13 protein-coding genes and 1 riboswitch are annotated in these 14,102 nt (G+C 60.9%); of the genes, 7 read left to right on the top strand and 6 right to left on the bottom strand.

Translation table 11 applies throughout. The features are described from left to right. Genes AABF56_RS01895 through AABF56_RS01885 form a run of 3 tightly spaced genes read right to left on the bottom strand, consistent with a single transcriptional unit; the run spans position 1 to position 4,178 of the window. Complete coding sequence (locus AABF56_RS01895) at positions 1-1,536, bottom strand: aspartate ammonia-lyase (protein ID WP_272804712.1); 1,536 nt, start codon at positions 1,534-1,536, stop codon at positions 1-3. Then, entirely contained in the window at positions 1,520-2,920 is a 1,401-nt protein-coding gene (locus AABF56_RS01890) for a M20/M25/M40 family metallo-hydrolase (RefSeq protein ID WP_272804711.1), read from the bottom strand. Before AABF56_RS01890 ends, AABF56_RS01895 begins: the two co-directional genes overlap by 17 nt. Positions 2,921-2,963: 43 nt before the next feature. After that, entirely contained in the window at positions 2,964-4,178 is a 1,215-nt protein-coding gene (locus AABF56_RS01885) for a trans-sulfuration enzyme family protein (RefSeq protein ID WP_272804710.1), read from the bottom strand. Positions 4,179-4,291: 113 nt separating this feature from the next. Between AABF56_RS01885 and AABF56_RS01880 the strand changes: the two genes are divergently transcribed. Continuing rightward, on the top strand, positions 4,292-5,167 hold the full coding sequence (locus AABF56_RS01880; RefSeq protein ID WP_244767713.1) for a LysR substrate-binding domain-containing protein: 876 nt from the start codon (positions 4,292-4,294) through the stop codon (positions 5,165-5,167). A gap of 30 nt (positions 5,168-5,197) precedes the next feature. On the opposite strand, the gene AABF56_RS01875 is transcribed toward AABF56_RS01880, so the two are convergent. From AABF56_RS01875 to AABF56_RS01865, 3 genes are read right to left on the bottom strand one after another with little or no spacing between them, the layout of a single operon-like run. Further along, the gene (locus AABF56_RS01875; RefSeq protein WP_244767714.1) at positions 5,198-5,974 is read right to left on the bottom strand and encodes an amino acid ABC transporter ATP-binding protein; all 777 of its coding nucleotides are present in this window, start codon (positions 5,972-5,974) and stop codon (positions 5,198-5,200) included. A gap of 4 nt (positions 5,975-5,978) precedes the next feature. Next, positions 5,979-6,890: an amino acid ABC transporter permease gene (locus AABF56_RS01870; protein WP_272804709.1), complete on the bottom strand. Its 912-nt coding sequence runs from the start codon at positions 6,888-6,890 to the stop codon at positions 5,979-5,981. A 4-nt stretch (positions 6,891-6,894) separates the two neighbouring features. Beyond that, on the bottom strand, positions 6,895-7,791 hold the full coding sequence (locus AABF56_RS01865) for an ABC transporter substrate-binding protein (RefSeq protein WP_272804708.1): 897 nt from the start codon (positions 7,789-7,791) through the stop codon (positions 6,895-6,897). A 184-nt stretch (positions 7,792-7,975) separates the two neighbouring features. After that, positions 7,976-8,197, top strand: a riboswitch (cobalamin riboswitch). Positions 8,198-8,227: 30 nt separating this feature from the next. Here AABF56_RS01865 and AABF56_RS01860 point away from each other — a divergent pair. The 6 genes from AABF56_RS01860 to AABF56_RS01835 are packed head-to-tail and all read left to right on the top strand — an operon-like array spanning position 8,228 to position 14,074. Beyond that, the gene (locus AABF56_RS01860; protein WP_272807416.1) at positions 8,228-8,665 is read left to right on the top strand and encodes a DUF1636 domain-containing protein; all 438 of its coding nucleotides are present in this window, start codon (positions 8,228-8,230) and stop codon (positions 8,663-8,665) included. 40 nt (positions 8,666-8,705) lie between these two features. Then, entirely contained in the window at positions 8,706-9,383 is a 678-nt protein-coding gene (locus AABF56_RS01855; protein ID WP_272804707.1) for a class I SAM-dependent methyltransferase, read from the top strand. A 5-nt stretch (positions 9,384-9,388) separates the two neighbouring features. After that, positions 9,389-10,921, top strand: a complete 1,533-nt coding sequence (locus tag AABF56_RS01850; RefSeq protein WP_272804706.1) for an ABC transporter substrate-binding protein — start codon at positions 9,389-9,391, stop codon at positions 10,919-10,921. A gap of 3 nt (positions 10,922-10,924) precedes the next feature. Next, the gene (locus AABF56_RS01845) at positions 10,925-11,899 is read left to right on the top strand and encodes an ABC transporter permease (protein WP_272804705.1); all 975 of its coding nucleotides are present in this window, start codon (positions 10,925-10,927) and stop codon (positions 11,897-11,899) included. Next, positions 11,886-12,674 carry an ABC transporter permease gene (locus tag AABF56_RS01840; RefSeq protein WP_272804704.1) on the top strand — a complete coding sequence of 263 codons (789 nt, stop codon included), beginning with the start codon at positions 11,886-11,888 and terminating at the stop codon, positions 12,672-12,674. The genes AABF56_RS01845 and AABF56_RS01840 overlap by 14 nt, the downstream gene beginning before the upstream one ends. Next, on the top strand, positions 12,671-14,074 hold the full coding sequence (locus tag AABF56_RS01835; RefSeq protein WP_272804703.1) for an ABC transporter ATP-binding protein: 1,404 nt from the start codon (positions 12,671-12,673) through the stop codon (positions 14,072-14,074). The genes AABF56_RS01840 and AABF56_RS01835 overlap by 4 nt, the downstream gene beginning before the upstream one ends. Positions 14,075-14,102 lie beyond the last annotated feature (28 nt).

Genomic DNA, 14,102 nt, shown 5'->3' with positions numbered 1-14,102 from the left:
TCATGGCCCGACACCAGCCGAGGGCCGCTGCATGGTTGAACCGGAAACCAGGCGTCTGAAGCTCGCGACAAGATTCGCGCACCGGTTCGGATCGGCAAACACCGAAATATCCGCAAACAGGTCGTCGGCCTCTCTCTCGTTCATAAGCCCGCAAGCGATTGCAGCGTGACGGACAGACAACCCTTGCAACGCCGCATGCTTCGCGACCGCTGAAGCAGCCGGATACCCGTAGATCGCTGCAAGCGCTGTCGATAGCGCTAAAGACCTGGATGCATCGTCCTGGGTGCGATCAACGTTCACCTGGACGCCGGAGAGGCATCTATCGACGAATAGCGGTATGCCTTGCCTCAGAAGGCGAATGGATTCGCTGGTTGCCTCAAGGATAATCGATTCCCAGACATTGAGGTCGAGTTCACCCTCCGCGGCACGCGTTACCGTCGCGTCATTTCCGATCACCCGAAATGCGACCTGCATGATCATCTCCGGCATTACCGGATTGACCTTGCCTGGCATGATCGAAGAGCCGGGCTGGACGGCCGGCAACGAAATCTCGCCGAACCCGGCCCGCGGTCCCGAGGCCATCAACCGTAGATCGGCGGAAAGCTTCGAAAGCGTGATGGCGATCGCCTTCAGGACCGCGGAAACACGGATCCAATGATCTGCATTCTGCAGTGCATCGAACAGGTTCTCCTCTTGATGGTAATGCGTGTCAGTCAGCGCCTGCAGTTCCTCATACACCAAGCGTCGGTAGTCAGCAGAAGCGCCAAATCCCGTACCGACCGCGGTTGCACCGAGAGGAAGACCGCAGCATGCCATCTCGCTGACTTCAAGCTCCCGCGCCTGGCGCTCGAAGGCTGCGCGATAGCCCGAGAACTGCTGTGCGAACGTGATCGGCAGGGCATCTTGCAGGCAAGTGCGTGCCAGCTTCACGGCGCCGGCCAGCTCGCGCTCCTTGTCGGCCAACACCCCGATAAGCCCGGTGAGAACATCCTTCAGCTTCGACAGCTCGTTTCCAACGGAAATCTTCATCGCTGCCGGGATGACGTCATTGGTCGACTGGCTCATGTTGACATGCGTGTTCGGATGGACCGGATCAAATCCTTTGCGTCCGGTCAGGATTTCGCTTGCACGGTTTGCCAGCACCTCGTTGACATTCATATTGGCAGCCGTCCCTCCCCCGCCATGATAGATGTCGACCGGGTAGTCCTCCCGACGAATGCCGCGAAGCTGTTCGAGCGCAGCGGCCTCGATCGCATCTGCGAGGCGACCATCAAGATCGCCTGCCTTATGGTTCGCCCTTGCCGCGGCCAGCTTTATGGTGAGGATTGCAGGAACGAATCCTTCGATATCGGCAATCGTCCGACCGGAAATGGAAAAGTTCTCTGTCGCGCGCACGGTCTGGATACCATAGGCCACGCTGTCCTGGATCAGGCGTGTGCCGATGGCGTCTTCTTCCAGCCGCAGTGCTGGCTGGACCGCAGCATCACGGGTTGCGATCGCTTCCTCCGGCATCGGCTGGCTATCCTGCTGCGGCATGGTTTTGGATCTCTCCAAAAATCCTGACCCAGCTTCGTGCGCCCTTCAGCAGCCGTTCAGTGTCGTATCGCTCATCAGGGGCGTGGATGGCATCAGATGGCAGGATAAAGCCTATGACCACGCATTCCGCGCCAAGAACGTCGCTGAACTGTTGCACGAGCGGGATCGCGCCACCGGTTCCGCGCAAGATCGCCGGCATGCCCCACTCCTCCCGCAGACCGCGCGCCGCAGCAGCAAGAAAAGGACTGTGCTGCGAGAGAACGACGGCGGAACTGCCGCCGGAGCCTTCGAACTCCACGCTGCAGCCCGGCGGAAGCCTGAACCGAACATGGCGCTGAAACTGCTGCCTGATCTTCTCCGGAGATTGCCCGGCGACGAGGCGGAAGGAAAGCCGAGCTGTCGCGGAGCCGGGCAAGACCGAACGTTCGCCTGGTCCCTGGTTTCCGCCGGTGATGCCGTTGATGTCCACCGTCGGCCGCCCCCACATGGCTTCGAGCGCGGAGTATCCGGCCTCTGTTATGCCACCGGTCAGGTCTACGCCGCCATAGAGATCCGGCTCCTTTGCCAGTTCTCGCCACTGTTCCCGGACGACATTCGGAATCTCCTCTACGCCGTCGTAAAAACCATCGATCGTCACCCGACCCTCTTCGTCATGAAGTCCGGCAAGGATCGTGCTCAGGATTCGGATGGGATTTGCGGCAACCGCCCCATAGTGACCGGAATGTAGATCAGGATTTGGCGCCGAAACCTTGACACGTTCATGCACCAGGCCCTTGAGCTGCGTGGTGATTGCCGGCTGGGCGGGGGACCACATCTCCGCATCGCAAATGAACGCGACGTCACAGTCGAGCCGATCGCGATGCTTTTCGATGAACTCCGGCAAGCTTGGAGACCCACATTCTTCCTCACCCTCGAGAAGGACGATGATATCGGCCGGAAACGCGCCATGCACCTGTTTCCACGCGCGCAGAGCCTCTATAAACGTCCAGAGCTGGCTTTTGCTATCGGAGGCCCCTCGCCCGTAGAAGCGCTGAAGGCCTTCTTCCTCCCTGACACGCGGCTCGAAAGGAGCATGCGTCCACTGGCCGGGATCGCCAACGGGTTGGACATCGTAATGGCCATAGAAGAGCAGTTTGGGCCGCGCCCCGTTTGGTGCCCCCGATGATCGCGCGAGCACGAGAGGATGGCCACTTGTCGGAACAATTTCCGCAGGCAGGCCGATCGATGACAACTCGTCCTTCAACCAGGATGCGGCGCGCTCTATGCCATCTCGGCCTTCCGGTTCACTGGAGATCGAGGGTATTGCGATCAGTTCGAGCAGCTTTCGAACCGCCGTATCGAAATTGCCGTCTATATCGCGCAGCACTTCATCCATTCTTGACATGGGATCTTTCCTTTCCAAACCTCGAAATGCAGGTCGGCTCAAGTCAACCGTGGCGAAGGGTGTGCCGCTCCGCGCGGGTTTCCGCGTTCGTCACCGCCTGATCGAGGCTCGCGAGCAATCCCTCGATATCGGCCCACAGCTCGTATTCGTCTTCCAGTCCAATGCTCAGGCGCAAGATCACGTCCGGGCCGGACCAGCTTGTGGCGCTGCGAAAACCATCGATCGACATAGGTGCGGCGAGACTACGTGTCCCGCCCCAGGAGGCACCGATTGCAAACACCTTCAGCGTGTCGAGCGCCGCGGGGATATGCGCGATCGCCTCATTCTTGAACAGGATGCTGAAAACGCCGCTCGATCCGAGGAAGTCGCGCTTCCAAAGGGCATGGTCCGGCGAGGTTTCGAGCGCGGGGTGCAGGACATGCTCCACGAGCGGGTGCAGCTCGATCTTGCGCGCGAATTGGAGTGCCACCCGCTCCGAATGGCGTAGCCGAACGCCGAAGGTTTCAAAGCCGCGAAGGACAAGTGACGCATCATCGGGCGAGACACCAATGCCCATTCGCCCGATCAGGGACCGGATCGGTTTGAGAAGCTCCGTATCCTTGATCGTGATCGATCCCATCAAGACATCAGAATGGCCGGAGACGAACTTGGTCAGCGCTTCCGTCACGATGTCGGCGCCATGCTCCAGGGGCTTGAAATTGAGCGGTGTCGCCCAGGTATTGTCGACGCCGACAAGCGCACCATGTTCATGGGCGATCCGGGCGATCGCCGGCAAATCGAGAATTTCCATCGTGGAGGAACCCGGACTTTCGCACCAGACGATCTTGGTCGTCGCGCGCATCTTCGCACGAACGTCATCAGGGGATTTCGGATCGAAGAAGCCCACTTCGACACCCAGTCGGCGCAGATCTGTAGTGGCAAAGTCGCGCATGGGCGGATAGGCCGTATCGGCAATCAGGATATGGTCGCCGGCGGCGAGAAATGGCAGCACGGCAAATGCGTTTGCGGCCTGGCCGGAAGGCGCAAGAAACGTCCAGGTGCCTCCTTCCAGGCTCGTCAGCTTCGCCTCGAGGGTGCGCGTCGTCGGCGTGCCATAGAGGCCGTAGGAATACCCCTCATGCCCGCGCTCGCCGCGAGAGGCGTAGGCGGCGGCATCCTCGAACACGATCGTCGAGGCGCGGTGCACCCCCACACCAAGCGGCGCAAAACCGTCCATCGATACGCTCGGCGTAAGAACGCATTGGGTGAGATCGTTCATGGATGAACCTTTCTGAGGTCGCTCGGAACGCGCTCGGAAATCAATTCCGGAACGGCACGCTTTGCGCTACTGCTATTCGCTGAAGTTATTGCTGGTCTGTAGAGGTGGCTACGATGAACCTGAGGCAGGTCGAAGTATTTCGTATGGTGATGACGAACGGCACGACCGCGCGGGCCGCGGACGTGCTGCACGTCTCGCAGCCCGCGGTCAGCAAGATGATCCAGGAACTGGAGCGGTCGCTCGGGTTCGATCTCTTCCAGCGGATCAAGGGACGGTTGCAGCCGACGCAGGAAGGCCAGTTGTTCTTCCGCGAAGTGGAGCAGGCTTTTCTTGGTCTGACCCATCTTCGTGGTGCGGCGGCACGCATTCGGGATTACGGCTCCGGTGAGCTCAGAATTGCCTGCCTCTCGGCCTTGTCGACGAATGTGTTGCCCCGCGCCCTGCACGCCTTCATGCAAAGCAATCCCAATGTCGGCATCACCTTCCAGGCACGGATGTCCTCGAACGTCCGGGACCTTGTCGCATCCGGGCAATTCGATCTCGGGATCGTGGCCGACGAGATCGATCGCACGGGCGTGGAGGTCGAGGAGTTCGCGCAGTTCCGGGTAGCGCTTGCCATGCCACAGGGACATCCGCTCGAAGCTCTGGATGTCATACATCCCAGCGACCTCGACGGACAAAAGTTCATAGCGCTTGCTCCGGAGGATACGACCCGGCGCGAGGCGGAAGCCGTATTTGAGCGCGCTGGCGTCACGGTCCGCCCGGTGATTGAGACGCCCTACTCGACGACGATCTGCGCGATGGTTGCCGCAGGCATTGGTATTGGCCTCGTCAATCCTCTCACCGCAGAACCCTACGTGGACCACGGGCTGGTCCTGCGACCGTTCGAACCGGCACTGCATTTCCGCACCCTGCTGATTACGCCACCCAATCGCCTTCCTTCCAGAAACCTCGAGGAGTTCATAAAACAACTGCGCGGCGCAATCTGAGCCCATTTCGCGTCTCTCTGACATGGCCGCTCACAGAACCTTGGATAGGAATGCGGCAGTCCGCGGGTTCTGCGGACTGGCAAGCATGGTTCGTGGATGGCCTTCCTCGACCACCTGTCCCTGGTCCATGAATACGAGGTGATTGCCGACCTCGCGGGCAAAGCCGATCTCGTGGGTTACGACGACCATTGTGATGCCGCTCATCGCCAGATCCTTGATCACGTCGAGGACCTCACCGACGAGTTCCGGATCAAGTGCAGAGGTCGGTTCGTCGAACAGCATAACCTCCGGCTCCATGGCGAGCGCCCGCGCGATCGCCACGCGCTGCTGCTGACCACCGGAAAGCTGTCCCGGATAGCGGCCGCCGAAACCATCCAGCCCCACCCTGTCCAGGAGCTCGTTGGCCTTTTTGCGCGCCTGCTCTTTCGGCCAACCTTTGACATGGGCCGGCCCTTCCATGACATTTTCGAGTGCCGTCATGTGCGGGAACAGATGAAAACGTTGAAAGACCATCCCTGTCATGCGTCGCTGGGCAGCGATTTGGCCGGACGAAAGAGGATGAAACCGTCCGTCCCTCTCGACGTAACCCTGCAACTCCCCCTTCAGGAGGACACGACCGGCCGAGATGCTTTCAAGCTGGTTGATGCACCGGAGCAGCGTCGACTTGCCAGAGCCCGAAGGGCCGATCGCAACGCAGACCTCGCCCCGGCGCACGCGAAGATCGACGCCTTTGAGCGCATGGACAGGGCCGTAGAACTTATGGATGTTCTGCATTTCGACGCAGAATTCGGAAATATTTGCGTTCATGGCTCTACTCCGCCCGTGTCGGATGAACGGAAACGCCCTTGCCAAAGTGACGCTCGAGAAAATGCTGGCCGACCATCAGCAGGCTGGTGATCGCGAGATACCAGGTACCCGCGACCAGCAGGAGCGGGATCGGCAGGTACAGCCTGTTGGAAATCGCGTTGGTCGCGAAGGTCAGGTCCAGCGTGAACGGTACCGCGAGCACGAGCGACGTCATCTTCAGCATGCCGATCGTTTCATTGCCTGTCGGCGGGATGATCACGCGCATCGCCTGCGGCATCAGGATCCGCATCCAGATTTTTCCGGGTTTCATCCCGAGTGCCTGGGCGGCCTCGGCCTGCCCTCTGTCGAGGGAGTTGAAGCCTGCGCGGAAGATTTCCGTGAGATAGGCGGACTCGTTGAAACCAAGGCCGAGGATCGCGGCCATGGCAGGCGTGAGGATGTACTTCGTCTCGACACTGACGATCTCTGGCCCGAACGGAATTGCAAGGCTGAGATTGGGGAAGAGAACGGCAAAGAGGCCCCAGAATAGCAGCTGGGTGTAGATCGGTGTGCCCCGGAAGAACCACACCCAACCATAGGCGATGCCGCGAAGAACAGGGTTCTCGCTGTCTCGCATGACAACGAGCAGGCCAGCGACAACGATCGCTACGGTCATGGCAACAACCGTCAGCAGAAGTGTCCATCCCACGCCCCGAATGACCTGCGGCGAAAAAAGGTACGTCAGGTACACATCCCAATGGAAGTTGGGATTGACCGAAACCGCCTGGCCGATCTGCAGGGCGAGAATGGCAAGGACCGCGACCGCGAGCCAGCGGCCGGGATGACGGCGCGGAACCACGATGTTTCGCGTGATCGCTGGCTTCTCTACGGCGACCGGCTTGAAGCCGGTCGCAATGTTTTCAACATCGGAAGCCATGAGCTCAGATCTTGACTTCAGGGTTCACGAGCGCCTTGTCGACGATAACGGAGCCGACGCCCCAGGTGTCGAGCAGGGCCTTGTAGGTGCCGTCTGCAATCAGGGAATTGATGGTGTCTGCGATGAGTTGCGTCAGTTCCATGTCTGCCTTTGCAACGGCGATCCCGTTCGGACCGTGCTTGCTCAGCGCGCCGCCGGCCGGCTTGAGAGTTTCAAAGGCTCCGCTCGACTGTTTGGCAGCATAACCGATGCCGGCCTCACCAGAGACCGTGGCGTCCGCGCCGCCCGCAGCGACGCGGGTCAGCGCTTCAGGCTGCTTGGAGAATGGCAAAATCTCGATTTCGGCTTTGCCAGCCTGCTTGCAAAGATCATTTTCGGCGATGACTGCCTTTTCGTGGTAGCTGCCGGACTGGATGGCAATCTTGCGGCCGCAAATATCGGCTGGGTCGAACTTAGTCGGGTTGCCGGCCTTGACGGCCCACATGCTGCCCGTGTCGGCATAACTGACGAAATTGACCGCTTTCATACGCTCGTTCGTGATCGAAAAGGCAGAAACGCCGATGTCGAACTTGGTTCCGAGAGCGGGCAGAATGGCCTCGAAGGCCGAGGTCTGAAAGTCGATCTTGACGCCGAGCTTCTTGCCGATCGCGTTGGCAATGTCGACGTCGATGCCTTCCGGCGTCTGTCCATCCTTCTCGCTCAGGAATTCCCAGGGTGCATAGGCGGTGTCCGACCCTATGGTCAGGACGCCGGCCGCCTTGATTTTTTCGGGCAAACGGGAGGCCAAGACCTCCTCGACCTTGATCGCCGAGGCGTCGAAACTCTGAGCAAAGCTTTGACCGCTCAAGGCAGTCAAAGCGAAGGCGGTGACAATTGAAACATGAGTCAGGATCTTGATCATTTTTGTTCCCCATCTTGTTTGCGGCGGACCGGGTGACGCTTGGGAGGACCGACGTCTCCCTCGTCCGACACGCGCACTATGGGATGAGCGCAGTCGGCCGTCCAATAATAAGATCGGCCCACTCTATTCCAACAGGTTATTGGGTGACGCGCCGAAATCAGGCCGTTGACTTGCGCTGACTGTTGGCTACGGTGTCGTCGATGGTTCCTGACATGCCAAGCGACGTCAGGTGAAAAGGGAACACGGTGAGGACTACCCATCAGGGGCCGAGACCGTGACTGCCCCCGCAACTGTGAGCGGCGAGCAACCTCCAAAGACCACTGGTGAACCTCGTTCGGAGGCGCTGGGAAGGTGGAGGACGCGACGACCCGCAAGTCAGGAGACCTGCCATCACGAATGAAACCGAACCGGGCGGGGAGTCCGGTCAGGAGCAGTGATGGCGAAAGCATCTTCCCGGCCGGTGGCGACACCTGCCTATTCCGTGGTTCAATCCGCGCCGCATCAGATCCTTGTTTGCAAAGGCTGCAAACGGACGGAGCGTTACCGCCGGCCCGGCGGAACCATGATCGCGAACCTGCGCGCGTCCATTGCCGAAACGAGCCTCTCCGACCAGTTCGAGGTTACGGGAACCGCCTGCATGGGCGGCTGTGACCAGCCGTGCTCGGTCGCCGTTCGTGCTCCCGAAAAGGCGAGTTGGCTCTTCTTCAACCTCGATCCAATCGAGGACGTGGCCGACATCGTGCGCTTTGCGCAGCTCTATGCTCAGCTTGACGACGGCTGGTGCCGCTCCGTCGATCGACCCGGCAAGCTCGCAAGCAACATCCTGGCGCGCCTGCCGGCGATGATCTATCGCCCGGTGCGTTCCACGTCATGACCCACGCAGCAACCAGCACCTGCTATCGAAGGACCCCACGATGGAACGTGTTGCCCCGACGACTGCCACCGCTATGTCAGAGCATTGGAATGCTCGGGCATGGAAGTTTGACGCCGCGGCGTCCCATCGGCGCGACGCCTCGTCATGGCGGGCAGTGTTCGAAGCCGCACTCGGCAGCAGGCCTCAGGACGTCGTCGATCTAGGGTGCGGGACCGGAGCGTGCGCGCTCCTCGCGGCGAGCCTTGGCCATCGTGTCACGGCCGTCGATGGCTCTCTCGAAATGCTTTCTCATGGAAGAACCGCTGCTGCCGAGGCCGGCCTTGAGATCGACTTCATCCACTCGACCATGGACGAAGCGAAGCTTCCGGCGTCAAGTGCCGATGCCGTCGCGATACGCAATGTCCTGTGGACGCTCGAAAACCCGCCGGCCGCACTGACCCTGGCGCGCGAAATCCTCCGGCCAGGCGGCAAACTTCTGCTGTCGGATGGGCTTTGGTATCGCCAACGCGTCAACAACAGTCGCGAAATCTTCGGGACAAACCTGCCCTTCTATAACGGTCTGACCGAGACCGATGCGCGTGCGCTGATCGCTGGCGCCGGCTTCCGCTCCGTTGAAAGCTGGCGCCACCTGATGCCCGGCGACCCTTACGGCTCCGTTTATGACGATCCGGATACCCCGATCACCTTCTTCGTTCTCACCGCAATCGCTCCGGAGTGATTTTCATGTCTCGCAATCTTTGGTTTTCCGCTTTCGTAACGGCGATGCTCGTCTCCCCCTTTTCCGTCTTTGCGCAGGAGGAGCTTCGCGTCGTGGAGCCGTTCCAGCTGCAACGGCTCGATACCCAGACCGGGGGGTTCCAGCTTCGCGCCAACAGCGTCACGGAGACGCTGGTACAGACGAATCCGGAGGCGGCGGTGCTGCCGGCGCTGGCCGAGCGCTGGGAGACATCGGCCGATGGCCTGAAATGGACTTTCTTCCTGCGCCCCAACGTCACCTTCCACGACGGAACCGCGATGACGCCGGAGGCCGTCGCGGCATCCTTCAAGGCGCTCCTTCCGACCGGCAACCTTATCAAGAACGCCAAGGTCAAGGATGTCAGCGCCGGTGACGGGACCGTGACATTCACGCTTGAGCAACCGTTCGCGCCATTCCTTGCCTACCTCCTGGACCCCGCCGTTCCGGTTCTTGCGCCCTCGTCGTTCGCTTCAAGCGGAGAACTCACGGCTATCGTGGCGACAGGACCGTACAGAATCGAAAAAGCGGAACTCCCGCAGGGCCTCGATCTGGTTCGGCATGACAGCTATTGGGGTGACGTCGCGAAAATCGAGCGTGTCCGCGTGGATGGCATACCGAACCCTGAGACCCGCGTGAACATCGCGCTGGCAGGTGAAGGCGATCTGGTGCTGGAAATCCCGACGACGGCCGTCTCGCGTATCGACCGCTCCGGAGAGACGCACATCGTCCGTGCACCGGTGCCCCGGGTCGTCATGATGCTGGTCAATGTCAAAAAACCGCAGTTCGCCGATGTCGAGATTCGCCGCGCGCTCAGCTTTGCCGTCGACAGACAAGCAATCGCCCGGACGATCATGGGCAACCAGGACCTTGCCGCGAACCAGTATTTCCCGCCCGCGATGAAGGGATGGCATTTTGAGGATTTCAAGCCGCAGACGCTCAACGTCGCCGAGGCGAACCGTATCCTCGACGAGCTCGGCTGGAAACCGGGGGCAGACGGGATCCGTGAAAAGGATGGCACGCGCTTCGCCGGCATGATGCGGACATTCCCGCAGCGCGCATACCTGCCCGTGATTGCCGAGGCACTCCAGGCCCAGTTAAAGGCGATCGGCTTTGACCTCTCCATCCAGGTCGGGGAATCCAGCCTTATCCCGGAAGCACAGAACGATGGGACGCTCGAGTTGGGACTAGGCATCCGCACCATGATCTACCAGGTGCCGGATCCGGTGGCGCGCCTCACCAGCGACTTTGCGACCGACGAACCCAGCACAGATGCGACCGGAGCCACCGGATGGAAGAGCGAGGAGATGCGGGCAGCCGTTGCCGCATACAATCTCACGACCGATCCGGAGGCTCGCCTGCCGCTTCAGCGCGAGATGGCTGAAATCCTGCAGAACGAACTTCCCGTCATCCCGATCACGTTCACCGATGAGAAATACGCCGTCTCGGAGCGGCTGGAAGGCTTTGTTGCCGACCCGGTGATGCAGACGCGACCGCTCAATCATTTGTCGTTCAAGGACTGATCCATGCAGCGCGCGGTTCGTCACGCCGTTCCGCGCGCTGTTTTGCGCCGGGTTCTTGAGGCTCTCTCGGTCGCGTTGATCCTCGCAACGATCTGCTTTGCGCTTCTTCACGCCATTCCCGGCGACATGGCGCTGCGGATCGCCGTCGGCCGGTTGGGAACGGAAAATATGTCTCCAGCGGCGGTCGAGCAGATCCGCGACGCCGAGATGCTGTCTCGCCCTCTCCTCGTGCAGTATTTCGACTGGCTGAAGGCGGTCGCCACCGGTGATATCGGGCGCTCCTTCGTTTCCGGCCGGCCCGTGGCCGAGGAACTTCGGCAGGCTGGCGGATACACCCTGCGGCTCGCAGTTATCGCCTGGCTGCTCTCCTATGCATTGGCTTTGCCGCTTGGTATCGCGGCCGGTCTCAAGCCCGATGGCGCAATCGATCGGGCAACGGCATTCGCCGCGGCGGCCTTTTCATCGTTGCCGACCTTCCTGATCGGGATCGCACTCATCTCGATCTTCGTACTCGCACTCAACCTGCTTCCGCCAGCAGGGTATCGACGACCTGAGCATCTCGTCCTTCCAGCCATCACGCTGGCCCTGGGGCTGATGGCGCCGTCTATGCGGGTCATACGCGATGCTGTCGCTGAAGTGCAGGCCTCAGCCTACATGACCTATGCTCATGTGAGAGGGTTTGGCAAAGTCAAAGCCTTCATACGGCATGGCCTGCGAAACGCGAGCGTTCCGATCGTCACCTTCGCGGCGCTTCAGTTTGCCTATCTCATGGACGGCTTTTTTGTCGTGGAGACCTTGTTCAATTTTCCGGGGATCGGGAACGCGATGGTATCGGCGCTGCTTGCACGCGATGTCCCAGTCGTCATGGGTTGTGCGCTTCTGATCGGCACCACCTTCGCGGCAATCAGCCTTGCCGCTGACCTCATTTGCATGTGGATGGATCCCCGGCTTGTGGATGAGGGCCATGGCAGCCGTTGATCAGCGCCTTCTTTGGACGATCGGGGCGGCTACGGCGGTGACGATTGTTACGATCGCCGCGATCATCGGCCGCGATCCTCTCCATCAGGACCTCGCGGTTGCCCTCGCGCCGCCATCCATGCTGTTTCCGCTCGGAACCGACCATCTGGGTCGCGACGTGTTCGCTCGCCTCTTCCATGCACTACCCCGCTCTATCGGCATCGCGACGTCAGCGATGGCAGCGGCGGTGGCCATCGGGACCTTGGTCGGGCTAGCCGCCGCGGTCTCCAACCGCCTTGTCGATGCAGCGATGATGCGCCTCACCGACCTCGCGCTTGCGTTCCCTGGACTACTTCTCGCAATGGTACTGGCAGGGCTGATGGGTGGCGGAATGTTGCCGGTTCTCGTCGGTATTGCGCTGGGGCAGTGGCCCCAGTTCGCCAGGATGACGCGGAGTGTCGCAGCCGCCGCCATGACCGAGGCGCATGTCGAGGCGTCGCGTCTGGCTGGTCTCGCAGGATGGCGGATCCTCTTGCGACAGGTCATGCCGCGGGTTCTGATCCATACAGCGTCACTTGCGGCGCTGGGCGTCGGTGGCGCGGTCTTGACGATCTCTTCACTGGGCTTCCTGGGACTTGGGTTGCAACCGCCCACGCCGGAATGGGGCGCAATGATCACGGAGCTCCTGCCCTATATGGACGTCGCGCCAGTACAGATCGCAGCCCCCTGTGTCGCGCTGTTCGTGACCGTGCTCACCTGCATGATCGCCGGGCGACGACTGGCCGAGGCAATATGATGCGGGCGATATTACGAGTTTGTGATCTCTCGGTACGGGATCAAAAAGGCACGCTGCTGGTCGAAGCCGTCAGCTTCGCAATTCCGCAGGCAGGCGCCGTTGTTCTGATAGGCGAAACAGGTAGCGGCAAGAGCCTCGTCGCGCAGGCGGTGCTCGGCCTGGTCCCGGAGGGACTGAGCGTGCAAGGACGCATCGAGTTCGATGGACGTACCGTCGAACTATCGGATCGGGCGGCTTTGCGACAGTATTGGGCAAATCACCTGGCGCTTGTGCCGCAAGAACCACGAGCAGCACTCGATCCGACAATGCGCGTGCTGCCGCAGATCACTGGTTTGGCAAAACAGGCACATGCGCATCAGGCGATGACGAGCCTGAGCCTCCGTGCCTCGGTTGGGCGGCAGTATCCGTTCATGTTGTCGGGCGGCATGGCTCAACGTGTTCTGGTTGCCGGGGCATTGACGACGCAGGCGCCCGTCATCATCGCCGACGAGCCGACCAAAGGCCTGGATGATGATCGGGTCGAAGAGACTGTCTCACGCATCCGACAACTCCTCGACCATGGCCGGGCGGTGTTGGCAATCACACACGACATACGCGTCGCGCGTGGCCTTGGCGGTCAAATAGGTGTGATGCGCGCCGGCCGGATGTTGGAACAGGGGCCTGTGGAAGAGGTGATACTGGCACCGCGCCACGCCTATACCCGGGCGTGGCTTGATGCAGATCCCGATCGGTGGCCCCGACGCACGGCGCAACGCATCGCCGAGCCGGTGCTCCACGCCCAAAAGCTCACCTATGCGGTCGGTGATCGCAGATTATTCCAGGACTTAAGTCTGACGCTCCTCCGGGGGAGCATCACAGCCATAACGGGTCCGAGCGGTTGCGGCAAAACGATGTTGGGCAATGTGCTCCTCGGCCTCGCGCGACCGCATGCAGGCACGGTGCGATGGTGCGACGGCACTGATCCGCACCGTGTCCGTCGACCTGCCTTACGCGCGCGTTTTCAGAAGTTACATCAGGATCCAGCTTCGGCGTTCATGCCGGGGCGTGTGTTGAGACTTCAGCTCGAGGACCTCAAACCTGTGCTACCGTTCGGATGCCTGGCACGCGACCTGCCACCCCTTCTCGATCGGTTGGCGGTTCATCCATCGCTTCTCGAACGGCGACCGGACGAGGTTTCCGGTGGAGAACTGCAACGCATCGCAATCGCTCGCATCCTCCTGTTCAAACCGTATTGCCTGGTCGCCGATGAACCGACATCGCGGCTTGATCCACTGGTGCAGCGCGAAGTGACAGAGCTTCTGCGAACCCTGGTTGACGAGCAGGATATGAGCCTCGTTCTTACAAGCCACGATAAACGATTGGTCCGGGCGGTTGCTCACGACGTCATTGATCTCCAGTAAAACTCGCGAATTGCGGCCTGCCCTCATC

It is taken from the genome of Shinella sp. WSC3-e (genome assembly GCF_945994535.1).
GTDB classification, from domain to species: Bacteria; Pseudomonadota; Alphaproteobacteria; order Rhizobiales; family Rhizobiaceae; genus Shinella; species Shinella yambaruensis.
This window is presented reverse-complemented; position numbering and strand designations above follow the sequence as displayed.